Genomic DNA, 23,813 nt, shown 5'->3' with positions numbered 1-23,813 from the left:
GTCTCAGCTGTCGCAGCCGTAGCAGGCGTGAGGGCCGCGACGGCGCTGGTCGCCAAGCTGACCGCGCCATCCCGGCCCACCGCGCCATCCCGGCCCACCGCGCCGCCCCGGCTCACCGCCCCGCCGCGCCCGTTCAGCCGACCCGCAGCGCCGCCAGTTGCTGCTCGAAGGGGATCACTTCCAGCGGCTTGTCGTCCGCCGAACCGTTGACGGGCCGATCGGCCGCTCCCGCTCCCGGTTCCGGTCCCGGCCCCTCAGCCGATCCGTCCAGCGTCAGACCGGTCGTACCAGCGATGTCCTCGCCCGCGGGCCGCGTACGAGGCACGGGCACCGGCTCCGCCAGGCCCCGAACCGGCCCCACCGCCCCCACCAGCGCCGCGAGCTCCGCACCCGCCCGTTCGATCCGGGCCGCGAGGCCGTCCGCGCCCCAGTCCTCGGACGCGGCGTACACCGCCGTCGGCACGACGACGGCCCGCAGGTACGCGAAGAGCGGGCGCAGCGCGTGCTCGAGCACGAGCGAGTGGCGTGGCGTGCCGCCGGTCGCCGCGATCAGGACCGGCTTCCCGTCGAGCGCGTCCTTGTCGATCACGTCGAAGAACGACTTGAACAGGCCGCTGTACGAAGCGGTGAAGACCGGTGTGACGACGATCAGGCCGTCCGCGCCCGTCACCGCGTCGATGGCGCGGCTCAGCGCCGGGCCAGGGAAGCCGGTGACGAAGTTGTGCGCGATCTCCACGGCCAGGTCGCGCAGTTCGACGACCTGGAGGTCCGTGTCCGCCGGAAGCCGTTCCACGGTCGCGGCCGCCAGCCGGTCGGCGAGCAGCCGGGTGGACGACGGGACGCTCAGCCCTGCCGATACGACGACGATCCTCATGCCTTCGTCACCTCCTGGATCTCCTCCTGGATCTCCTGCTGGTTGTCCTGCTGGATCTCCCGCTGGTTGTCCTGCTGGGCGGTGGCGAGCAGGGACGTGTGCGTCGGCGCGTCCGGCACATCGGCCGGGCGGCCCTCGGCGAACTCCTCGCGCAGCACCGGCACGACCTCCTCGCCGAGCATGTCGAGCTGTTCGAGGACCGTCTTGAGCGGCAGGCCCGCGTGGTCCATCAGGAACAGCTGGCGCTGGTAGTCGCCGACGTACTCGCGGAAGGACAGGGTCCGCTCGATGACCTGCTGCGGGGAGCCCACGGTCAGCGGGGTCTGCTCGCTGAAGTCCTCCAGCGAGGGCCCGTGTCCGTACACCGGCGCGTTGTCGAAGTACGGCCGGAACTCGCGCACCGCGTCCTGCGAGTTCTTCCGCATGAACACCTGGCCGCCGAGGCCCACGATGGCCTGCTCCGGGGTGCCGTGGCCGTAGTGCGCGTACCGCGTGCGGTAGAGCTCGACCATCTTCTGGGTGTGCTCCTTCGGCCAGAAGATGTTGTTGTGGAAGAAGCCGTCGCCGTAGTACGCGGCCTGTTCGGCGATCTCCGGGGAGCGGATGGAGCCGTGCCAGACGAAGGGCGGGACACCGTCGAGCGGCCGCGGCGTCGAGGTGAAGGACTGCAGCGGCGTACGGAAGCGGCCTTCCCACGTCACGACGTCCTCGCGCCACAGGCGGTGCAGCAGCGCGTAGTTCTCGATGGCGAGCGGTATGCCCTGGCGGATGTCCTGTCCGAACCACGGATAGACCGGGCCGGTGTTGCCGCGGCCCATCATCACGTCGACCCGGCCCTCCGCCAGATGCTGGAGCATCGCGAAGTCCTCGGCGATCTTCACCGGGTCGTTGGTGGTGATCAGGGTCGTGGAGGTGGAGAGGATCAGCCGCTCCGTCCGGGCGGCGATGTAGCCGAGCATCGTGGTCGGGGACGACGGGACGAACGGCGGGTTGTGGTGCTCGCCGGTCGCGAAGACGTCGAGCCCGACCTCCTCTGCCTTCAGCGCGATCGCGACCATCGCCTTGATGCGCTCGTGCTCGGTCGGTGTCCGGCCGGTGGTCGGGTCGGGCGTGACGTCGCCGACGCTGAAGATGCCGAACTGCATGGCTGATCACCCTTCGCAGGTGGTTGACGATTCAACTACACCTGCGAAACGGTGACGGGGTCGGGGCTATTCCCCGACCCGGCATACGGATACCGAGCGCGCCCTACGGACGGCTCCAGGCCGGATCGCGCCCCGTGTCCCCCAGCAGCCGTTCGAAGTCGGAGGCCTCCTCCGGCACCGGGACCGGATCGGCGAAGACACCCATCTTCCGGGCGGTCGGCGCCAGCTCGGCGACGGCCTCGCCGAGCGCGTGCAGGACTCCTGTGGCCGCGGGATCGGCCCGGTACTCCTGGCCGGTGGCGCGCGCCAGATCCCACGCGTGCACCGTCAGGTCGAGCAGCACCATGCAGCCGACGGTCCGCGCCGGAAGGCCCATCGCGCCGGTGGTGCCCTCCTCGGCCCCGGTCGCGGACCACGCGGCCACCAGCCGCTCCGTCTCCTCGGCGAACCGCTCACGCCAGTCGGGGCCGGCGCCGACGTGGTCGGGGGTACTGCTGAAGTCCGCGGGCTTCTTCGCCGCCAGCGCCTGGAACTGCACGACCACATGGAAGAGGTGATTGACCAGCCCCCGGACGTCGTAGTCCGCGCAGGGGGTAGGGGCGGTGAGCTGGTCGTCGGGGATGGCCCGGACGACGGGGACGGCTCGTTCGGCGGCCACGCCGAGGAGCTCGCCGACGGGGTGCGTGCCGGTCACGGTGGACGCAGGGCTGTCGATGTCGCTCATGCCCTGACGGTACGAGGGGCCGGACCCCGGCGGCTTGAAGAAACGCGACAACGGCTCGGCGGCGCCTCGCCCCACGTACCATCCGGCCATGGCCGCCACGCCACGCAGCGACACCCGCGGCATCGTCGACGCCTCGGGCCTGATGTCCCGCGTATGTTTCCGACGCCACCTGCCCGCCGAGCCGCTGCGCCCCTATCTGGAGCACTACTGGCTGATCGACTGGGACCTCCCCGAGCCCTACGCCACGCACGTGGTGCCGCATCCGTCCGTGAACGTCGTCTTCCAGCGATACGGGGACCGCGAGCCGTTCGGCGAGGTCGCGGGCATAGGGCTCGATCTGTTCAGCAAGAAGCTCGAGGGCCGGGGGCGGGTGTGCGGGGTGCAGTTCCGGCCAGGCGGCTTCCGGCCCTTCACACCGGAGCGGCCGGTCGCGGACTGGACCGGGCTACGGCTGCCCCTCGAAGACGTGTTCGCGGACGCCGGCGACCCCGGGACCCTGGACAAGGCCCCGGAGGCCGTCCTCGGGCCCGACGACGAGCACGCGCGCGTGGCCGCTCTCGACGCGTTCCTGCTGCGGCTCGGTCCGGACCCCGACCCCCAGGCCGACCTGGCGATGGCCCTGGTCGACCGTATCCGCACCGACCGCACGATCCGGCGCGTCTCCGCCTTCGCCCGGGCGGAGGGGCTGTCGGTACGGGCGCTCCAGCGGCTCTTCGCGTCGTACGTCGGCGTGGGACCGAAGTGGATCATCCTGCGGTACCGGATCCACGAGGCACTGCAAAGGGCCGAGTCGGAACGGGCCGAGTCGGAACAGGCCGTGGACTGGGCCGCCCTCGCCGCGGACCTCGGCTACGCCGACCAGGCCCACCTCGTCCGCGACTTCACGGCGACGGTGGGGGTGCCGCCCACGGCGTACGCGCGGGGCTGACGCCGCGATTGTGCCGGCCGCGCGGTCAGAAGTAGTAGGAGTCCCCGGTGTCCAGCGCCAGCACCCTGTGCCGGTCGTTCTGCGGGTTCCTGTCCCTTGCTCCACCGCTCCACACGGTGTCGATCTGCAGGGTCACCTCGGATGGCGCACCCGCGAGCCGTACCGCGATCACGATCCGCCGGCCCAAGCCGCCCGCCTCGAGCGCGCCGGTGCGGCACAGCACCGTACTGACCCCGGCACGCGCGCACTGCCCCGGCAACTGCTGAAGGTCCGCGAGCGGCGACGACCAGCGCAGCCGGACCGTGGCGTCGGGCACGTTCGTCGGGCCGTGGTTCTGGGGGGTCAGCCAGAGGCCCACCTGGCCGTGGACCATGGCGACATATCCGTGGTAGGCGACGTCGGCCTCGGGTGCGGCTGCTGCTGCGGGGGCGGCCGCCACCGTGGTTGTCGCCGCGGCCACCGTCATGCCTGCGGCTGCCGCGGCCAGTGCTCGCACGATCCGCATCCCGATCCTCCGCCTCGCGCAGCCCTACGTCACCCCGATATATGCCACCTCGCGCCCGAGGCGGGCGTCCTCCAAAAGGGTGACGGCCCGCGCCCCGGACGTCTTGGCACCCCAACGCCTCGACACACCTGCCGTCGTGGGCTGTGCCCACCTAGGACCTCAAGGGCCTGGGCAGTGCGAACCGCCCGTAGTCGGCGCTCGCCGCTTCGGCGGCCGTCCGCCGCCCGCAGCGCCCTGGAACCCCATCGCCCTGCGTAACGCCTGCCCACAACGGTCGCGGAACGCCTGCCCACCACGGGTAACAGCCCAGGGATCGGACACCTGCGCGAGCGCTCGCGCTACCCACCTATCCTGGCTCGCGGACCACAGTCCCGACGTCGAGGAGCAGCCCATGACCGCCGCGAACGCCACCGTCCGGACCGCCGTCGTCACCGGTGCCAGCAGCGGAATCGGCGCCGCAACCGCACGTCGACTGGCCGCGGCCGGCTTCCACGTCGTCCTCACCGCACGCCGCAAGGACCGCATCGAGACGCTGGCGGCGGAGCTCACCGAGGCCGGTCACCAGGCGACGGCGTACGCGCTGGACATCACGGACCGCGCGGCCGTGGACGCCTTCGCCGCGTCGCTCGACCACGTCGAGGTGCTGGTCAACAACGCGGGCGGCGCACTCGGCGCCGACCCCGTAGCCACCGGCGACCCGGCCGAATGGCGCCAGATGTACGAGACGAACGTCATCGGCACCCTCCACATCACGCAGGCCCTGCTCCCCGCCCTGGTCGCCAGCGGGGACGGCACGGTCGTCGTCCTCTCCTCCACCGCGGGCCACGGGACGTACGAGGGCGGTGCCGGCTACGTGGCCGCGAAGCACGCCGAACACGTGCTCGCCGAGACGCTCCGGCTGGAGATCGTCGGCCAGCCGGTCCGCGTCATCGAGATCGCGCCCGGCATGGTCAAGACCGACGAGTTCGCGGTGACCCGCTACCGCGGCGACGCCGACCAGGCCGCCAAGGTCTACGAGGGCGTGGCCGAGCCCCTCACAGCCGACGACGTCGCCGACACCATCACCTGGACGGTCACCCGCCCCAGCCACGTCAACGTCGACCTCCTGGTCCTCCGTCCCCGCGCCCAGGCCTCCAACACGAAGGTCCACCGGGAAGTCTGAGCCGGTAAAGCCGATAAAGCGGGCAGAGCCGGTAGAGCCGGCAGACGTACCAGTTCGCCTCGGTCCCCCGTTCGGCTACTCCCACCGGGTCAATCAGGGCGCCCGGAGGTGTCCGACGCTCGGGCAGCGCGTACAAGGCATATGCGGGAAAACGGCGAAGGCGGCTGTCTTCCGCCCGTCCATATGCGCGTCAGCCGCGCTCGTCGTCCTGGAACGGGAGTAGTACGCGATGACCGAAACCGGCAAAGCAATCAAGTGTCCGTTCGACTTCAGCGAAGGCATGGAGTTCGACCCCTCCCTCGCGGCGCTCATGGAGCGCGACTCCATCGCCCGTATCCGGCTGCCGTACGGCGAAGGCGATGCCTGGCTGGTCACCGGGTTCGACGACGTACGGCAGGTGACCACCGACCACCGGTTCAGCCGAGCAGCGATCATGGGGCACGACTATCCGCGGCTGACGCCGGAGCCGATCGTCTCCCCGGAGTCGATCAACGTGATCGACCCACCGCGCAGCACCCGGCTGCGGCATCTCGCCTCACAGGCCTTCACCAACCGGCATGTGGAGCGGATGCGCCAGTCGATCCTGGGGCTCACCGACGCCCTGCTCGACGAGATGGCCCAGCAGGGACCGCCGGCGGATCTGGTACGCCATCTCTCGGACCGGCTCCCCCAGCACACCATCTGCGAGGTGCTCGGAATCGCTCCGGAGGACCGGCCCCGGATGCAGGAGTACGCGCATCAGCTGCTCTCCACCGGTCCGGACAGCCGTGAGACCGCGGCGACCGCCAAGGCGGAGCTGCGCGAGTACTTCGGCGGGCTGGTCGCCGAGCGGCGGAAGAACCCGGGCGACGACCTGATCAGCGCGCTGGCCGCGGCCAAGGACGGCGAGGACGCACTCGACGACCAGGAACTGGCCGTCATGGCGCTGACGCTGATGCTCAGCGGGCACGACACGGCCACCTGCCAGATCAGCGACATCTCCTATCTCCTCCTCACCCGCCCCGAGCTGATGGAGCAGCTCAGGAACCGGCCGGAGACCCTGACCGCAGTCCTCGACGAGCTGCTGCGCTACATCCCGTTCCGCAAGGGCGTCGGCATTCCCCGGGTGGCACTGGAGGACGTCGAGATGGGCGGAGTGCGGATCCGGAAGGGCGACTTCGTCCATGTGTCGTATCTGACGGCGAACCGCGATCCCAAGCGGTTCACGGACCCCGACACCATCGACCCGAACCGCCCCCCCACACCGCACATGACCTTCGGCTGGGGCGGCCACCGCTGCATCGCCGCACCACTGGCGATGGCGGAGCTGGAGGTGGCCATCGGACGGCTGGTGGAGCGCTTCCCGGACCTGCGCCTTGCGGTGCCCGCCGAGGAGGTGCGCTGGGACACGGAGACCATCCGGCGCTTCCCGATCGAGCTGCCCGTCGCCTGGTAGGCCCTCACAACCACACACGACGGGCCCCGGAACGACACGCGTTCCAGGGCCCGTCCTGCTGTCCTGCTGTCGTGGGGCCTCAGCCCCGATGGCCGAGACCCTCAGCCCTTCACGCAGACGACCTGCTTCAGCTTCGCGACCACATGCACCAGGTCGCGCTGCTGGTCGATGACCTGTTCGATCGGCTTGTACGCACCCGGGATCTCGTCCACCACGCCGGAGTCCTTGCGGCACTCGACGCCCCGCGTCTGCTCCTCCAGGTCCTTCGTGGAGAACCGGCGCTTCGCCGCGTTGCGGCTCATCCGCCGACCGGCGCCGTGGGACGCCGAGTTGAAGGCCTTCTCGTTGCCGAGGCCCTTCACGATGTACGAACCGGTGCCCATGGAGCCCGGGATGATGCCGTACTCCCCGGAGCCCGCGCGGATCGCGCCCTTACGGGTCACCAGCAGGTCCATGCCGTCGTACCGCTCCTCCGCCACGTAGTTGTGGTGGCAGGAGATCTCCGGCTCGAAGGTGACCTTCGCCTTCTTGAACTCCTTGCGGACGACGTCTTTCAGCAGCGCCATCATGATCGTGCGGTTGTACTTGGCGTACTCCTGGGCCCAGAACAGGTCGTTGCGGTACGCCGCCATCTGCGGGGTGTCCGCGACGAAGACGGCGAGGTCGCGGTCGACCAGGCCCTGGTTGTGCGGCAGCTTCTGGGCCACGCCGATGTGGTGCTCAGCGAGCTCCTTGCCGATGTTCCGGGATCCGGAGTGGAGCATCAGCCACACGGCACCGTCCGTGTCCGTGCACACCTCTACGAAGTGGTTGCCGCTTCCGAGCGAGCCCATCTGCTTGGCCGCCCGCTCCTGACGGAACCTCACCGCTTCGGCGACCCCGCCGAACCGCTCCCAGAAGTCGTCCCACCCCGCGGTGGCGAAGCCGTGCAGCCGGCCCGGATCCACCGGGTCGTCATGCATGCCCCGCCCGACCGGAATCGCCTGCTCGATCTTCGACCGCAGCCGCGACAGGTCGCCCGGCAGGTCGTTGGCCGTCAGTGAGGTACGGACCGCCGACATCCCGCAGCCGATGTCCACGCCGACCGCCGCCGGGCACACCGCGTCACGCATCGCGATGACCGAGCCGACCGTCGCGCCCTTGCCGTAGTGGACGTCCGGCATGACAGCGAGGCCCTTGATCCACGGAAGCGTGGCGACGTTCTGGAGCTGCTGGAGTGCGACACCCTCGACCGAGGCCGGGTCCGTCCACATCCGGATGGGTACCTTCGCACCCGGAACCTCTACATACGACATAGCATCCTCATTCCCCCGTAGTTGAGCAAAAGTCAAAGAAGTCCGTAATCGCAAATACCGGAGCCAAGGTCAGTAAAAGGGATACCGGACCGGCGTTCACGGCAGTGCGTGCGATACACATTGTGTTCACCGGCCGCCCAGGGGCGGCAACCCAATATCCGGTTCACAGCCGTGTCGAGAGGAGCCACCACGTGCAGCGGAAGGCGTACGTACCGGGTGTCGCCGCGCTCCTCGCGGCACTGCTCGCCGGCTGCACCAGCAGCTCCGGCAGCGGCGAGGAGGCCACCGACTCGAAGCCGGGCGCGACGGGCACATCGGCCTCGGCCGCCCAGCCCGGCAAGTACCGCACCCTGCCCGAGCCATGCGGTGCGCTCGACCACGGCACGCTGGACTCGCTGCTGCCCGGCATCAAGGAGATGACGGACGAGGAGCAGCAGGAGAAGGCCTACGACGGCAAGGCCACGGTGACGTACGACACCGACCGGCGCGTGGGCTGCCGCTGGAAGATGGAGTCGGCGGACGCCACCCACCATCTCCACGTCGACTTCGAGCGTGTCGTGTCGTACGACGCGACCGTCAGCGACGACACCCGCGCCCAGGCGGTCTTCGCCACGAAGGAGGAGGCGGCGAACCTTCCGGAGCCCGCCGATCCCCGTGAGGAGAAGGCGAGTTCCTCGCCCTCGGCCTCCACGGTGGACGCCGACTCCACCTCGTCCGACGCGGGGTCCGAATCGGCCTCGGGCTCCGCATCCTCGTCCGCGCCCTCGTCCTCGCCCTCTTCCTCCGACGACGGCTCCGCGACCGAGGGGCTCGAGCCGCGCTTCCTCGACGATCTGGGGGACGAGGCGTTCCTCGACGACGTCCTCGCCACGTCCACCTCGACGGCCCGGCACCGCACCGTGACTGTGGCATTCCGCACGTCGAACGTGATCGTGACGATCGAGTACGACGAGCAGCCGGCCTCCATCATGGATGTCCCGGACAGCAGGGAAATGCAGGACAGAGCACAGAAACTGGCGCAGAAGCTCGCCGAGCGGCTCAGCGACTGACGGCCGCTCCGGGCGTCCGGGCCAGGTGCCGCGGCTCACGTGAAGGGCAGCATCCCCAGCCGCGTTCGGCGTACCGTGGCCCACCGGACCGACTGCCCGACAGCACGATCGAGCTCCCCCCGGCCCGCGCCGGGAGGTATCTCCAGAGTGAAGGAACCATGCACCGACCAGCACAGCGACTCATCCGCATACTTGCCTGCGCAGCCGCCGTACCGGTGATCCTTGCCGCCTCCGGCTGCTCCTCCGACTCCGGCTCCGGGGACGACGGGGCGAAGGAGTCGGGTGCGAAGGCCTCGGCGTCGGCATCGGCGGGCGACGCGGCAGCGAGCGTGAAGGCGGCGGCGTTCGACTCGCTTCCCGAGCCCTGCGAGGTGCTGACGAAGAAGACGCTCGACGAGCTCGTTCCGAAGCGGGAAGACAAGTCGGGCAAGGAAGGCAAGTCGGACGACACCTCCCTTCGCGGCACGTGTTCGTGGACCAGCCTCGACAACAACGGCGTCAAGGGCTCGCAGTTCCGCTGGCTCAACGTGTCGCTGCTGCGCTTCGAGTCGGACGCGGCCCGCGGCGCCGGCGACAAGCTCGCGCAGGCGTACTTCGACAAGCAGGTGAAGGAAGCCCAGGGCACGCAGGACGCGAAGAACGTCAAGTCGGCGCCGGTGCAGGGCGTGGGCGACGAGGCGACGGCCGTGCGCTACGACCTGAAGAAGAAGGAGGGCTCCTTCAAGCAGCAGACCGTGGTGGCCCGCGTCGAGAACGTCGTCGTGACGCTGGACTACGACGGTGCGGGGCTCGCGGGCGAGAAGACGCCGAGCGCCACCGAGCTGATGAAGGACGCTCAGAAGGCCGCGAAGCAGGCCGTGGAGGCCGTGGTCGCGGCCAACGGCACGTCCTCGGCGAAGCCCGGTGACGGCTCGTCGGACAAGGCCACGTCCGGCACGTCCAAGGAGCCGGCGACGCCCGAGGCGTCCAAGAGCAGCAGCTGACGGCGCCCGAAAACACTTGCTCATTCAGAGCCTTCGGCGGAGCCCGGTACCGTGCGGTGACCGGGCTCCTGCCGTACCGGAAACCCGCCGTTCGCATCCATGTGCCAGGCTGTTCCGCGCAAGAGGCCGAACAGTCTTCCGCACAACAGGCCGAAGAGTGGAGCAGGGAGGGGAGTGCGGGTGGCCGCGCCCATTCAGCTGACACGCACGCACCGGATACTGATCGCAGTCGTGGTCGCCGGTGCCGTCATCATCGCCGGTATCGGCTTCGCCGGCTCGTACGCGGCTGTCCGCGAGCTCGCGATCGAGAAGGGCTTCGGGAAGTTCAGCTACGTCTTCCCGATCGGCATCGACGCGGGCATCTGCGTCCTGCTGGCCCTGGATCTGCTGCTGACCTGGATACGTATCCCGTTCCCCATGCTGCGTCAGACGGCGTGGCTGCTGACGGCGGCGACGATCGCGTTCAACGGCGCGGCCGCCTGGCCCGACCCGCTCGGTGTCGGCATGCACGGCGTCATCCCGATCCTCTTCGTCGTCTCGGTCGAGGCGGCGCGGCATGCGATCGGCCGCATCGCGGACATCACCGCCGACAAGCACATGGAGGGCGTCCGCATCACCCGCTGGCTGCTCTCCCCCATCCCCACCTTCCTCCTCTGGCGCCGGATGAAGCTGTGGGAACTGCGCTCCTACGAGCAGGTGATCAAGCTGGAGCAGGAGCGGCTGGTCTACCAGGCCCGGCTGCGCTCGCGTTTCGGCCGCGCCTGGCGCCGCAAGGCACCGGTGGAGTCCCTGATGCCGCTGCGCCTGGCCCGCTACGGCGTCCCACTCGCGCAAACGGCCCCGGCAGGCCTGGCCGCAGCAGGCATCGAACCGGCGTTGCTGCCTCCGGCCCCGGCCCCGGCCCCGGCCCCGGTGCAGGACTACCGGGAGCTGGAGGCCGCTGCGGACAACGGTGCCGCCGCTGTGGGCAACGGTGCCGCTGGGGCGATGGGGGTGCCCCCTGCTCGAGCGGAGTCGAGAGCTCGGGGGAGGGTGGGCACAGCGGCACCCCACGACGGCGGGCAGCCCGTCCAACTCCCGGGCACCCACGACGCACAGCACCTCGAGGATCTGGCGACCCAGGAAGCGGACAACCCCTGGTTCGCACCCCCACAACACCCCGCATACCAGGGCGACTACGACCCGACGTACGCAAACGGCTCCTACGACCCGACGTACGGGCCCGAGGAACAGTACGAGGACTGGTACGAGGACCAGCAGCGGCAGCCCGCCGCCGAGGCGCCCCCGCAGGAGTCCGGCATCCAGATCCCGTCGGGCCCCAACCGCACCCGCCCCCTGGGCGGCGCGGCACCGGGCGCTGCCACTCATCAGGTGGCGATCCCGTCCCCCCGCGGCGAACAGCAGCCGATGGAGACGGACGAGGACTCCGCGAACCCGGACCCGGATGCGGACGCGGTCGTCCAGGGCCCGGCCCTGCCGGACGACGTGTCGCGCGAGGAGGCGTACTTCGCCGCGTTCCGGAAGTACGTCAACGAGCACATGGACTTCCCCAACACCCGTCAGTTCGGCCTGTATCTGATGGACCTCTACGGCGTGACGGGCCAGTCGGGCGGCCCGCTCACGGAGAGCACGCTCCGCCCGTACGTCCGCGACTTCCGCACCCGCTACCAGCAGGAACTGGACGCGGAGCACATCGCGTAAGCGCACCCAGCAGACGCACGAAGGGGGTGCCCCGGAAAACCGGGGCACCCCCTTCCTCGTACAACCCTTACGCGCCCAGAAGCTTCCGCACCCGGTCCGCGCCCACCGCGAGCAGCAGCGTCGGCAGCCGCGGCCCCGTGTCACGCCCCACGAGCAGGTGGTACAGGAGAGCGAAGAACGTCCGCTGAGCGGTCTTGATCTCCGGCGGCAGCTCCTTGGGTGTGGCGTCGGCGGAGAAGCCGGCTTGGACCTTGGGCACGCCGTAGACGAGGTGGGTGAGCCCGTCCAGCGACCAGTGCGAGTCGAGGCCCTCGATGAGCAGGCGCAGCGACTCACGCCCCTGGTCGTCGAGCGAGGCGAGCAGCTCCTTGTCGGGCTCGTCGCGGACGACCGTGCGCTGCTCGGCCGGGACCTGGGTGTTGATCCATGTCTCGGCCTTGTCGTAGCGCGGGCGCGCCTCGTCGAGCGACGTCAGCGGGTTCTCCGGGTCCAGGTCGGACAGGATGCGCAGCGCCTGGTCCTGGTGGCCGGCGGTGATGTCCGCGACAGAGGCCAGCGTCCGGTACGGCAGCGGACGCGGCGTCCGCGGCAGTTCACCGGCCGCCGTGCCGACCGCACGCGCGTACGCGGCGGCGTCGGCGGGCAGCACCGATCCGTCGGCGACCTTCGCGGCGAGCTTGTCCCACTCGTCGTACAGCCGCTGGATCTCCTGGTCGAAGGCGATCTTGAACGACTGGTTGGGGCGGCGCCGCGCGTACAGCCAGCGCAGAAGCTGCGGCTCCATGATCTGGAGGGCATCGGCCGGGGTCGGCACGCCACCCTTGCTGGACGACATCTTGGCCATGCCGCTGATGCCCACGAACGCGTACATGGGGCCGATCGGCTGCTTGCCGCCGAAGATTCCGACGATCTGCCCGCCGACCTGGAACGACGAACCGGGCGACGAGTGGTCGACGCCGGACGGCTCGAAGATCACCCCTTCGTACGCCCAGCGCATCGGCCAGTCGACCTTCCAGACCAGCTTGCCGCGGTTGTACTCGGACAGCCGGACCGTCTCGGAGTGCCCGCACTGGCATACATAGGTCAGCTCGGTCGTCTCGTCGTCGTACGCCGTGACCGTGGTGAGGTCCTTCTCGCACGCGCCGCAGTACGGCTTGTACGGGAAGTAGCCGGCGGCGCTGCTGCCGTCGTCCTCGGCCGCGGCGCCCGAGCCCTCGGCGGCCTCCAGCTCGGCCTCGTCGACGGGCTTCTGGGACTTCTTGGCCGGAGCCTTCTTGGTCCGGTACTGGGCGAGCACGGCGTCGATGTCGGCGCGGTGCTTCATCGCGAACAGGATCTGGTCGCGGTACGCGCCCGAGGTGTACTGCTCGGTCTGGCTGATCCCGTCGTACTCGACGCCCAGCTCGGCGAGCGATTCGATCATCGCGGCCTTGAAGTGCTCGGCCCAGTTCGGGTACGCGGAGCCCTTGGGCGCCGGGACGGAGGTGAGCGGCTTGCCGATGTGCTCGGCCCAGGAGTCGTCGACGCCGGGGACGCCGAACGGCACCTTGCGGTAGCGGTCGTAGTCGTCCCAGGAGAGCAGATGGCGCACGGTGTACCCGCGGCGGCGGATCTCGTCGGCGACCAGGTGCGGGGTCATGACCTCGCGGAGGTTGCCGAGGTGGATCGGGCCGGAGGGGGACAGCCCGGACGCGACGACGACAGCTTTGCCAGGCGCGCGACTCTCCGACTCGGCGATGACCTCATCCGCGAAACGGGAGACCCAGTCGGTGGTCTCTGTGCTCTGAGCCACGATCGGCACGTCCTTCTTTCTCGTACGCCCTGATACGCAAGTACAAGCTGACCGGGGATACAGCCAGTACAGCTGACCGCTCCATTCTCCCAGGTCCGGCCGCTGGAGCGAAAACCGCTTTTCAACCGCATTTCCGCGCGTGGGATACTGGCCGGGTCTATCAGAACCTCGAGGAGAACGGCTCCCACTCCATGGCCTCGGTCACGTCCCTCACCGCTTCAGTCCATCAGCGCCTCGCGGACGCCCTCTCGGCAGCCCTGCCGGAGGCCGGCACCGCGGACCCGCTGCTGCGCCGAAGCGACCGGGCCGATTTCCAGGCCAACGGCATCCTGGCGCTCGCGAAGAAGGCGAAGGCCAACCCGCGGGAGCTGGCCACCCAGGTGGTCTCCCAGGTCACCACGGGTGACGTGATCAAGGAGATCGAGGTCTCCGGGCCCGGATTCCTGAACATCACGGTCACCGACAAGGCGATCACCGAGAACCTGGCGGCGCGGGCCGCGGACGCCGAGGGCCGCCTCGGCGTGCCGTTGGCGGACGAGCCGGGCACGACGGTGATCGACTACGCCCAGCCGAACGTGGCCAAGGAGATGCACGTCGGCCACCTCCGGTCCGCCGTCATCGGGGACGCGGTCGTCCAGATCCTGGAGTTCACCGGCGAGACGGTGGTCCGGCGCCACCACATCGGCGACTGGGGCACCCAGTTCGGCATGCTCATCCAGTACCTGATCGAGCACCCGCACGAGCTGGACCACAAGGCCGCCACCGAGGACACCGCGGCCTCCGGCGAAGAGGCCATGTCGAACCTCAACCGGCTGTACAAGGCCTCCCGGACGCTCTTCGACTCCGACGAGGAGTTCAAGACGCGGGCGCGGCGCCGGGTGGTCGACCTCCAGGCGGGCGACCCGGAGACCCTCGCCCTGTGGCAGCGGTTCGTCGACGAGTCGAAGATCTACTTCTACTCGGTCTTCGAGAAGCTGGACATGGAGATCCGGGACCCGGACATCGTCGGCGAGTCCGGCTACAACGACATGCTGGACGAGACGTGCCGCCTGCTCGAGGAGTCGGGCGTCGCTGTCCGCTCCGAAGGGGCTCTCTGCGTCTTCTTCGACGACATCAAGGGCCCGGACGGCAAGCCGGTGCCGCTGATCGTGCGGAAGTCGGACGGTGGCTACGGCTATGCGGCCACCGACCTCTCCGCGATCCGCGACCGCGTCTTCAACCTCAAGGCGAACACCCTGCTGTACGTGGTGGACGCCCGGCAGTCACTGCACTTCAAGATGGTCTTCGAGACGGCACGGCGGGCCGGCTGGCTGAACGGCGACACGAAGGCGCTGCAGCTCGCCTTCGGCACGGTCCTCGGCAAGGACGGCAAGCCGTTCAAGACCCGTGAGGGCGAGACAGTGCGGCTGGTGGACCTGCTGGACGAGGCGATCGACCGCGCCTCGGCCGTGGTCCGCGAGAAGGCCCAGGACCTGTCCGAGGAGGAGATCGCCGAGCGGGGCACCCAGGTCGGCATCGGCGCGGTGAAGTACGCGGACCTGTCGACGTCCGCGAACCGCGACTACAAGTTCGACCTGGACCAGATGGTGTCCCTGAACGGCGACACGAGCGTCTACCTGCAGTACGCGTACGCCCGTATCCGGTCGATCATCCGCAAGGCCGGCGACGCCCGCCCGGCCGCCCACCCGGAGCTCGAACTGACCGAAGCGGAGCGGGCCCTCGGCCTGCACGTGGACCAGTTCGCGGAGACGGTAGCGGAGACCGCCGCGGAGTACGCACCGCACAAGCTGGCCGCGTACCTCTACCAACTGGCGTCGCTGTACACGACGTTCTACGACAAGTGCCCGGTCCTCAAGGCGGACACCCCGGCCCAGGTCGAGAACCGCCTGTTCCTCTGCGAAATCACGGCGCGCACGCTGCACCAGGGGATGGCGCTGCTGGGCATCAGGACGCCCGAGCGGCTCTGACCTGTCACGACATGAAAATGCCCCCGGCCGGGACTCTTCCGGCCGGGGGCATGCACGTCATACGACTCAACGCAGCTGCCGGGCCACCTCGACCGCCCAGTACGTGAGGATGTTCTGCGCCCCGGCCCGCTTGATGCCCGTGAGGGTCTCCAGGATCGCCTTGTCCCGGTCGATCCAGCCCTTCTCCGCGGCGGCCTCGATCATCGAGTACTCGCCGGAGATCTGGTACGCGGCCACCGGCACGTCCACGGCGTCCGCGACGCGCGCCAGGATGTCCAGGTACGGTCCCGCCGGCTTCACCATCACCATGTCGGCCCCCTCCTCCAGGTCGAGGGCCAACTCGCGCAGGGACTCCCGTACGTTGGCGGGGTCCTGCTGGTACGTCTTCCGGTCGCCCCTCAGGGATGAGGCGACGGCCTCGCGGAAGGGGCCGTAGAAGGCGGAGGAGTACTTGGCGGTGTAGGCCAGGATGGCGACGTCCTCGCGGCCGATCTGGTCGAGCGCGTCGCGGATGACGCCGATCTGGCCGTCCATCATGCCGCTGGGGCCGACCACATGGGCGCCCGCGTCGGCCTGGACCTGAGCCATCTCGGCGTAGCGCTCGAGCGTGGCGTCGTTGTCGACACGGCCCTGCTCGTCGAGCACACCGCAGTGCCCGTGGTCCGTCGTCTCGTCGAGGCACAGATCCGACATGACGAGCAGGTCGTCGCCGACCTCTGCCCGTACGTCGCGGATGGCGACCTGCAGGATCCCGTCGGGGTCCGTTCCCGGGGTCCCGAGGGCGTCCTTCTTCGACTCCTCCGGCACGCCGAAGAGCATGATCCCGGAGATCCCGGCCTCCACCGCCTCCGCCGCCGCCTTCTTCAGGCTGTCGCGGGTGTGCTGCACGACCCCGGGCATCGCCGCGATCGGCACCGGCTCGCTCACGCCCTCCCGCACGAACGCGGGCAGGATGAAGTCGGCCGGGTGCAGGCGGGTCTCGGCGACCATGCGGCGCATGGCGGGGGTGGTGCGCAGCCGACGGGGACGCGTACCGGGAAAGGAACCGTACTTCGTCATGCCGACTACGCTACGCCTGCCTCAAGGGCACCTTTGCCGACGCATTGTCGGGCCGGATACGGCCCATTCGTGCACCGGTGCCAGGCGCTCCGGTGGACGTGCGGTGCCCCGCGTCGTGGGGCACCGCCTCCCATGGTGCCGAGCCGCTACGTCGTGGTCCGGCGACGCCGCGCGCCCGGCCTCCGCTCGCTCGGCCGCGTCACCGGGTCGCCCGCGTCGAGCGCCGCAGCCCGCCGCGCCGCGCCGAAGTCGGCCAGCGCCTCGGCCAGCTTGTGGACGGACGGCTCGGGAGCCATCACGTCCACGCGCAGCCCGTGCTCCTCGGCCGTCTTCGCCGTGGCCGGCCCGATACACGCGATCACCGTCACGTTGTGCGGCTTGCCCGCGATGCCGACCAGGTTCCGCACGGTCGACGACGACGTGAACAGCACCGCGTCGAAGCCGCCGCCCTTGATCGCCTCACGGGTCTCGGCCGGCGGAGGCGAGGCGCGCACGGTCCGGTAGGCCGTGACGTCGTCGACCTCCCAGCCGAGCTCGATCAGGCCCGCGACCAGCGTCTCCGTGGCGATGTCGGCACGCGGCAGGAACACCCGGTCGATCGGGTCGAAGACCGGGTCGTACGGCGGCCAGTCCTCGAGGAGACCGGCGGCCGACTGCTCGCCGCTCGGCACGAGGTCCGGCTTCACGCCGAAGGCGACGAGCGCCTTGGCGGTCTGCTCGCCCACCGCCGCGACCTTGATCCCGGCGAACGCGCGCGCGTCGAGCCCGTACTCCTCGAACTTCTCCCGGACGGCCTTGACCGCGTTCACCGAGGTGAAGGCGATCCACTCGTACCGTCCTGTGACCAGGCCCTTGACCGCCCGCTCCATCTGCTGGGGCGTACGCGGCGGCTCGACCGCGATGGTCGGCACCTCCGACGGCACGGCGCCGTACGAACGCAGCTGGTCGGAGAGCGAGGCCGCCTGCTCCTTCGTGCGTGGCACGAGCACCTTCCAGCCGAACAGCGGCTTGGACTCGAACCACGACAGCTGGTCGCGCTGGGCGGCCGCGGACCGCTCGCCGACGACGGCTATGACCGGCCGGTGGCCCTCCGGCGACGGCAGCACCTTCGCCTGCTTCAGGGTCTGCGCGATGCTGCCGAGCGTCGCCGACCAGGTGCGCTGCCGCGTCGTCGTACCGGCGACGGTGACCGTCAGCGGGGTGTCCGGCTTACGTCCGGCGGACACCAGTTCAGCCGCGGCCGCGGCCACCGAGTCGAGCGTCGTGGAGACGACGACCGTGCCGTCGGACGTGCCGACCTCGGTCCAGCAGCGGTCCGACGCCGTACGGGCGTCGACGAACCGCACGTCCGCGCCCTCCGCGTCCCGCAGCGGCACACCCGCGTACGCGGGCACGCCCACGCCCGCGGCGATGCCCGGCACCACCTCGAAGGTGATGCCTTCGGAGGCGCACTTCAGCATCTCCCCGGCGGCGTACGCATCGAGCCCCGGATCGCCCGAGACGGCACGGACGACCCGCTTGCCGCCCCGCGCAGCCTCCATGACAAGATTGGCCGCATCCCTCGGTTCCGGGGGTACGACGGTCGTTGACGCCTCGTCAACTACCGTCAGCTGGGGCGTGCCTGTGTCCACGACGGCCACGCCCGGCTGGGTGTGGGTGCGGACCACGTCGAGCACTTCCGGCTCGGCGATCAGGACGTCCGCTCCGGCCAGCGCTTCGACGGCGCGGAGTGTCAGCAGCCCGGGATCCCCGGGCCCGGCACCGAGGAAGGTGACGTGCCCGTGTGCGGGAACGGCTGGGTGGTTCGAGGCGGTGGGGCTCAATGTGCTCGCTCCCCCATCAGACCGGCCGCGCCCTTGGCAAGCATCTCGGTGGCGAGTTCGCGACCGAGCGCCACTGCCTGGTCGTTTGTCTCGGGCACGGGACCGGTGGTGGACAGCTGCACCAGCGTCGAGCCGTCGGTGGTCCCGACGACGCCGCGCAGGCGCATTTCCTTGACAATCTGCCCGTCGGCCAGAAGGTCGGCGAGTGCACCCACGGGTGCGCTGCAGCCGGCCTCCAGGGCGGCGAGCAGGGACCGCTCGGCGGTCACGGCGGCCCGGGTGTACGGGTCGTCGAGCTCGGCGAGCGCGGCAGCCAGCGACGCGTTGTCCGCGGCGCATTCGACTGCCAGTGCCCCCTGGCCGGGGGCGGGCAAAACGGTGTCGACCGACAGGAAGTCGGTCACCTCATCGATCCTGCCGATGCGGTTGAGGCCGGCGGCGGCGAGCACGACGGCGTCGAGCTCCCCGCTGCGGACGTATCCGATGCGGGTGTCGACGTTGCCGCGGATGGCGACGGTCTCGATCTCCATGCCGTGCGCGCGGGCGTACGCGTTGAGCTGCGCCATGCGGCGCGGCGAACCGGTGCCGATGCGTGCTCCCTTCGGGAGCCGCGTGAAGGTGAGCCCGTCGCGGGCGACCAGCACGTCGCGGGGGTCCTCGCGCTGCGGTACGGCCGCGAGGACGAGGTCGTCCGGCTGCGCCGTCGGCAGGTCCTTGAGGGAGTGCACGGCGAAGTCGATCTCGCCGCGCAGCAGGGCGTCGCGCAGCGCGGTGACGAACACGCCGGTGCCGCCGATCTGCGCCAGGTTCTCGCGCGAGGTGTCGCCGTACGTGGTGATCTCGACGAGCTCGACGTCCCGTCCGGTCACCTGGCGCACCGCCTCCGCCACCTGCCCGGACTGGGCCATGGCGAGCTTGCTGCGCCTGGTCCCGAGTCGTAGTGCCTTCTCGGTCATGACAGCCCTCGGTTCTTGACGTTCTGGACGCTGTTGACGCTCGTGACGTCGGCGTCGTTCATGTCGGCCCGGGAGACTGAGGCAACCGTCTCCGGGTCGAGATCGAAGAGGGTCCGCAGCGCGTCCGCGTACCCGGCGCCGCCGGGCTCGGCCGCGAGCTGCTTGACCCGCACGGTGGGCGCGTGCAGCAGCTTGTCGACGACGCGCCGCACGGTCTGCGTGATCTCACCGCGCTCCTTGTCGTCGAGGCCGGGCAGGCGCCCTTCGAGGCGCGCGATCTCGCTCGCCACCACATCGGCGGCCATGGTGCGCAGGGCGACCACGGTCGGCGTGATGTGCGCGGCCCGCTGGGCGGCACCGAACGCGGCCACCTCGGCGGAGACGATCCCGCGCACCATGTCCACATCGGCCGCCATCGGAGCGTCGGCCGAGGCCTCGGCGAGCGACTCGATGTCGACGAGCCGCACCCCGGCGATCCGGTGCGAGGCGGCATCGATGTCACGGGGCATGGCGAGGTCGAGAAGCGACAGGACGACCGGGTGTGCGGGCGCGGCGACGGCGGCAGGTCCGCGACGCTCGGGCACCCGCCCCGCGGTGGCCGCGACAGCGGCCAGTGCGGCGATCGCCTCAGCGTCGGCACCCAGGTCCGGCGCCGCGGTGCGGCTCTCGCGACGGTCCGCCGTGGCGTTGTCGACCCAGGCTCCGTGCTGCTCCAGCGTGGCCGCGTCCATGCCGGCCACTGCTGCTTCGCCCATGATGGAGAAGCCCGTGGCCCCCTGCATGGGGGACAGGTCCACCGGGCATACGTCGTCGCCCTTGAGCACGGCCGCGCCCTCGTCGCGGTGCGCGGCGGCCGACCGGTCCGCGCGGCCGGCCGGGAGCGGACCGGAAACGTCCGTTCCGAAGCCGGCGCCGGAGCCCTCGGGCGCCCGGCCCGAGACGGCTTCCGCAACCGCGTCCGCGGTCAGGACCAGACCGGTCGCGCCGGTGCAGGACACCACCACGTCGGCCCGTGTCAGCTCCTGGGCCATCGCGTCGACCGGGACCGCGCGGGCGGTCACCTCCGTGTCGTCCTGCTCCGCGAGGATCTGGGCGAGCCGCTCGGCGCGCTCCAGCGTGCGGTTGGCGATGACCACCTCGGCCACCCCGGCCCGCGCGAGCGTCGCCGCGGCCAGCGAGGACATCGAACCGGCGCCGATGACCAGCGCGCGCTTGCCCCGGGCCCACTCCCCGACCGGCGCCCCGACCGCGAGCTGCTCCAGGCCGAACGTGACCAGGGACTGCCCGGCACGGTCGATCCCCGTCTCCGAGTGCGCGCGCTTGCCGACCCGCAGCGCCTGCTGGAACAGGTCGTTCAGCAGGCGGCCCGCGGTGTGCAGCTCCTGCGCCGTCGCGAGCGCGTCCTTGATCTGACCGAGGATCTGGCCCTCGCCGACGACCATGGACTCCAGGCCGCAGGCCACGGAGAACAGATGGTGGACGGCCCGGTCCTCGTAGTGCACGTAGAGGTACGGGGTCAGCTCCTCGAGTCCGACTCCGCTGTGCTGCGCGAGCAGTGTGGAGAGCTCGGCGACGCCCGCGTGGAACTTGTCCACGTCGGCGTAGAGCTCGATCCGGTTGCAGGTGGCGAGCACCGCGGCCTCGGCGGCCGGCTCCGCGGCCAGCGTGTCCTGGAGCAGCTTGGCCTGCGCGTCCGCGGACAGCGCGGCACGCTCGAGGACGCTCACCGGAGCGGTGCGGTGACTCAGCCCGACGACGAGAAGACTCATGCCGGCATCACGACGGGTACGTCCCCGTCGGGTCCCTTCGGCGTGTTCTTCGGTACGGAGGCGGTGACGGCCTCTTCGCCCGCCGTCTCCTCGCCGGCCTTCCGCTGCTCGTGGAAGGCGAGGATCTGCAGCTCGATGGAGAGGTCGACCTTGCGTACGTCGACGCCGTCCGGCACGGACAGCACCGTCGGCGCGAAGTTCAGGATGGAGGTGACACCGGCGCCGACGAGCCGGTCGCAGACCTGCTGGGCCGCTCCGGCCGGGGTCGCGATCACGCCGATCGACACGCCGTTGTCCTTGATGATCTTCTCGAGGTCGTCGGTGTGCTGCACCGGGATCCCGGCGACCGGCTTGCCGGCCATCGCCGGGTCCGCGTCGATGAGCGCGGCGACGCGGAAGCCGCGCGAGGCGAACCCGCCGTAGTTGGCGAGGGCGGCGCCGAGGTTACCGATACCGACGATGACGACCGGCCAGTCCTGGGTGAGGCCGAGCTCGCGGGAGATCTGGTAGACGAGGTACTCGACGTCGTAGCCGACGCCGCGCGTCCCGTAGGAACCGAGGTACGAGAAGTCCTTGCGGAGCTTCGCCGAGTTGACCCCCGCCGCCGCGGCGAGCTCCTCCGAGGAGACCGTGGGTACCGAGCGCTCGGACAGTGCGGTGAGTGCTCGGAGGTACAGCGGAAGACGGGCGACGGTGGCCTCGGGAATCCCTCGGCTGCGGGTCGCCGGTCGGTGAGTTCGGCCAGTTGCCACGGTGCTCCTGCGGGTAGAGCGGGGCTGCGGGCGGTCGTACGTCCCAGGACCGCCCCGTCGGAAGCAGGCTATGTCTTTGTGAACGCGTGCACAAAGATGGTGTCCGATTTGCCCGGCCAAAGTGACCGGGGTCACGCGGCTCCGGCGCGGCTTCCGGGAACTGGCACGCAGCCAGGTTCGTCCCTGGCCGGAGGGCATCGGTGTAGTGATCATGAAGTTTCGCCCGGCCGCCGGGGTCACTCCGTGAGGGCCCGGCGGAGACGGTCTTCGGCCACACGCCAGAAGTCGTGCTGCGCGCCGTCCACCAGCACCACCGGGATCTGCTCCCAGTACTTGCGGTGCAGCTCCTCGTCCTGAGTGATGTCCTTCTCTTCCCACGCCGCCCCCAGCTCACCGCAGACCTTCTCGATCACCGCACGGGCGTCGTCGCACAGGTGACAACCCGGCTTGCCGATCAGCGTGACGAGGCGGTCCTGCGGCGCCTTCTTCTCCGTACGGCGGTCGGCCCGCCCGAAAATGGGACTCATACGGGCCATTCTCGCCCGGCCGACGGACATCGGAACCCCACTGCACCAGACCTCCCCAGAGCGCGCCGGCCGTTCGCGGCGCGCGGACGGACCGGCATCGGATCACTCCTTTAACTGCGCGGTCGCAGAGAGTTCACAGCGCTGAATCCTCCTGACTCCGGAACCACAGGGCGAACTGGCTATGCTCACGCCATGGCCGCTCTCGCATGGCTCACCCCTCGTAGGCGCTCCGCCACGGCCCGCAGCGTGCTGGCGGGCGAGGCCTCGGCGGAGGCAGCGCGCAAGACCTCCCAGCAGCTGGAGGAGCTTGCCCCGGCCCCCGCGCCCGGGAAGGTCGCGGAGGAGCCGGAGTTCCCGGTCGCCGGTGACCACAAGGCCGCCGCGTTCTTCGACCTCGACAACACCGTGATGCAGGGCGCCGCGATCTTCCACTTCGGCCGGGGCCTGTACAAGCGGAAGTTCTTCCAGCGGCGCGAGCTGGCGAAGTTCGCCTGGCAGCAGACCTGGTTCCGGATCGCGGGCGTCGAGGACCCGGATCACATGCAGGACGTACGCGAGTCCGCCCTGTCCATCGTCAAGGGCCACCGCGTCGCCGAGCTCATGTCCATCGGCGAGGAGATCTACGACGAGTACATGGCCGAGCGCATCTGGCCGGGCACGCGCGCGCTGGCGCAGGCCCACCTGGACGCCGGCCAGAAGGTGTGGCTCGTCACGGCCGCACCGGTGGAGACAGCGACGATCATCGCCCGCCGACTCGGCCTGACCGGCGCGCTCGGCACGGTCGCCGAGTCCGTCGACGGCGTCTACACCGGCAAGCTCGTGGGCGAACCGCTGCACGGCCCCGCGAAGGCCGAGGCGGTACGCGCGCTGGCGGCCGCCGAGGGCCTGGACCTCTCCCGCTGCGCGGCGTACAGCGACTCGCACAACGACATCCCGATGCTGTCGCTCGTCGGCCACCCGTACGCGATCAACCCGGACACCAAGCTGCGCAAGCACGCACGCGACCGGGACTGGCGCCTGCGGGACTACCGCACGGGCCGCAAGGCCGCGAAGGTCGGCATCCCGGCCGCGGCAGGCGTCGGCGCCGTGGCCGGCGGCACAGCAGCCGCCATCGCCATCCACCGCCGCCGCCGCTGACACTGCGCAGCCGCCGCTGCGGGCAGCCACGCCGCACCGCTGTGGGCAGTCGTGCCTCCCCCAGTGCCTTAAGGGCCTGGGAGGTGCCCCCAGGGCGGCACGGGTGGGCACAGCGGCACCCCGCGACGTCGGGCAACACGCCACGGTCACCCCGACGCAGGGCAACCTTCTGCAGTACAGAGCACCCTCACGCGCCAGGCACCGTCCGACCTGGGTTGTGCCCACCCTCC

General features: G+C 70.4%; 20 protein-coding genes. 8 read left to right on the top strand and 12 right to left on the bottom strand.

The annotated features are described in order from the left end of the window. Positions 1-133: 133 nt before the first annotated feature. The 3 genes from H1D24_RS33960 to H1D24_RS33950 all read right to left on the bottom strand — a co-directional run bounded on the left by H1D24_RS33960 (position 134) and on the right by H1D24_RS33950 (position 2,743). Positions 134-874 carry an FMN reductase gene (locus H1D24_RS33960; protein ID WP_181661575.1) on the bottom strand — a complete coding sequence of 247 codons (741 nt, stop codon included), beginning with the start codon at positions 872-874 and terminating at the stop codon, positions 134-136. Further along, positions 871-2,019, bottom strand: coding sequence for an LLM class flavin-dependent oxidoreductase (locus H1D24_RS33955; protein ID WP_181661574.1), 1,149 nt, complete (start codon positions 2,017-2,019; stop codon positions 871-873). Before H1D24_RS33955 ends, H1D24_RS33960 begins: the two co-directional genes overlap by 4 nt. 103 nt (positions 2,020-2,122) lie before the next feature. Continuing rightward, the gene (locus H1D24_RS33950) at positions 2,123-2,743 is read right to left on the bottom strand and encodes a TIGR03086 family metal-binding protein (protein ID WP_181661573.1); all 621 of its coding nucleotides are present in this window, start codon (positions 2,741-2,743) and stop codon (positions 2,123-2,125) included. Between the two features lie 88 nt (positions 2,744-2,831). Between H1D24_RS33950 and H1D24_RS33945 the strand changes: the two genes are divergently transcribed. Continuing rightward, the gene (locus H1D24_RS33945; RefSeq protein WP_181661572.1) at positions 2,832-3,671 is read left to right on the top strand and encodes a helix-turn-helix domain-containing protein; all 840 of its coding nucleotides are present in this window, start codon (positions 2,832-2,834) and stop codon (positions 3,669-3,671) included. Positions 3,672-3,696: 25 nt separating this feature from the next. Here the strand turns inward: H1D24_RS33945 and H1D24_RS33940 are convergent, their stop codons facing one another. After that, positions 3,697-4,176 (bottom strand): hypothetical protein, encoded by a 480-nt coding sequence (locus H1D24_RS33940; RefSeq protein WP_181661571.1) that lies wholly within the window; start codon positions 4,174-4,176, stop codon positions 3,697-3,699. A 391-nt stretch (positions 4,177-4,567) separates the two neighbouring features. Here H1D24_RS33940 and H1D24_RS33935 point away from each other — a divergent pair, with 391 nt between their 5' ends. Continuing rightward, entirely contained in the window at positions 4,568-5,338 is a 771-nt protein-coding gene (locus H1D24_RS33935) for an SDR family NAD(P)-dependent oxidoreductase (RefSeq protein ID WP_181661570.1), read from the top strand. Between the two features lie 229 nt (positions 5,339-5,567). Then, positions 5,568-6,773: a cytochrome P450 gene (locus H1D24_RS33930; protein ID WP_181661569.1), complete on the top strand. Its 1,206-nt coding sequence runs from the start codon at positions 5,568-5,570 to the stop codon at positions 6,771-6,773. A gap of 101 nt (positions 6,774-6,874) precedes the next feature. Here the strand turns inward: H1D24_RS33930 and H1D24_RS33925 are convergent, their stop codons facing one another. After that, entirely contained in the window at positions 6,875-8,068 is a 1,194-nt protein-coding gene (locus H1D24_RS33925; protein WP_181661568.1) for an RtcB family protein, read from the bottom strand. Positions 8,069-8,259: 191 nt separating this feature from the next. Here H1D24_RS33925 and H1D24_RS33920 point away from each other — a divergent pair, with 191 nt between their 5' ends. The 3 genes from H1D24_RS33920 (at position 8,260) to H1D24_RS33910 (ending at position 11,801) form a co-directional block, all read left to right on the top strand. Then, positions 8,260-9,117, top strand: a complete 858-nt coding sequence (locus tag H1D24_RS33920) for a DUF3558 domain-containing protein (RefSeq protein ID WP_181661567.1) — start codon at positions 8,260-8,262, stop codon at positions 9,115-9,117. A gap of 158 nt (positions 9,118-9,275) precedes the next feature. Beyond that, a complete protein-coding gene (locus H1D24_RS33915) occupies positions 9,276-10,100 on the top strand; it encodes a DUF3558 family protein (protein WP_181661566.1) in 825 nt (274 codons plus the stop codon). Positions 10,101-10,280: 180 nt separating this feature from the next. Further along, on the top strand, positions 10,281-11,801 hold the full coding sequence (locus H1D24_RS33910) for a DUF2637 domain-containing protein (RefSeq protein WP_309484542.1): 1,521 nt from the start codon (positions 10,281-10,283) through the stop codon (positions 11,799-11,801). 67 nt (positions 11,802-11,868) lie between these two features. Here the strand turns inward: H1D24_RS33910 and lysS are convergent, their stop codons facing one another. Further along, positions 11,869-13,602 (bottom strand): lysine--tRNA ligase, encoded by a 1,734-nt coding sequence (gene lysS, locus H1D24_RS33905; protein WP_181661564.1) that lies wholly within the window; start codon positions 13,600-13,602, stop codon positions 11,869-11,871. A gap of 182 nt (positions 13,603-13,784) precedes the next feature. Between lysS and argS the strand changes: the two genes are divergently transcribed. After that, entirely contained in the window at positions 13,785-15,560 is a 1,776-nt protein-coding gene (gene argS / locus H1D24_RS33900) for an arginine--tRNA ligase (protein WP_181661563.1), read from the top strand. Between the two features lie 66 nt (positions 15,561-15,626). On the opposite strand, the gene hemB is transcribed toward argS, so the two are convergent. From hemB to H1D24_RS33870, 6 genes are all read right to left on the bottom strand, one after another. After that, positions 15,627-16,619, bottom strand: a complete 993-nt coding sequence (hemB, locus tag H1D24_RS33895) for a porphobilinogen synthase (protein WP_181661562.1) — start codon at positions 16,617-16,619, stop codon at positions 15,627-15,629. 146 nt (positions 16,620-16,765) lie between these two features. Continuing rightward, the gene (locus tag H1D24_RS33890) at positions 16,766-18,442 is read right to left on the bottom strand and encodes a bifunctional uroporphyrinogen-III C-methyltransferase/uroporphyrinogen-III synthase (RefSeq protein ID WP_181661561.1); all 1,677 of its coding nucleotides are present in this window, start codon (positions 18,440-18,442) and stop codon (positions 16,766-16,768) included. Beyond that, complete coding sequence (gene hemC / locus H1D24_RS33885; protein ID WP_181661560.1) at positions 18,439-19,398, bottom strand: hydroxymethylbilane synthase; 960 nt, start codon at positions 19,396-19,398, stop codon at positions 18,439-18,441. The genes H1D24_RS33890 and hemC overlap by 4 nt, the downstream gene beginning before the upstream one ends. Then, positions 19,395-21,167, bottom strand: a complete 1,773-nt coding sequence (locus H1D24_RS33880) for a glutamyl-tRNA reductase (protein WP_181661559.1) — start codon at positions 21,165-21,167, stop codon at positions 19,395-19,397. Before H1D24_RS33880 ends, hemC begins: the two co-directional genes overlap by 4 nt. Next, positions 21,164-21,919 (bottom strand): redox-sensing transcriptional repressor Rex, encoded by a 756-nt coding sequence (locus H1D24_RS33875; protein WP_181661558.1) that lies wholly within the window; start codon positions 21,917-21,919, stop codon positions 21,164-21,166. Before H1D24_RS33875 ends, H1D24_RS33880 begins: the two co-directional genes overlap by 4 nt. A gap of 236 nt (positions 21,920-22,155) precedes the next feature. After that, the gene (locus H1D24_RS33870; RefSeq protein ID WP_181661623.1) at positions 22,156-22,455 is read right to left on the bottom strand and encodes a glutaredoxin family protein; all 300 of its coding nucleotides are present in this window, start codon (positions 22,453-22,455) and stop codon (positions 22,156-22,158) included. A 183-nt stretch (positions 22,456-22,638) separates the two neighbouring features. On the opposite strand from H1D24_RS33870, the gene H1D24_RS33865 reads away from it, so the two are divergent. Beyond that, entirely contained in the window at positions 22,639-23,583 is a 945-nt protein-coding gene (locus H1D24_RS33865) for an HAD family hydrolase (RefSeq protein ID WP_181661557.1), read from the top strand. Positions 23,584-23,813 lie beyond the last annotated feature (230 nt).

The sequence above is a fragment of the Streptomyces himalayensis subsp. himalayensis genome (assembly GCF_013778455.1).
GTDB lineage: Bacteria > Actinomycetota > Actinomycetes > Streptomycetales > Streptomycetaceae > Streptomyces > Streptomyces himalayensis.
This window is presented reverse-complemented; position numbering and strand designations above follow the sequence as displayed.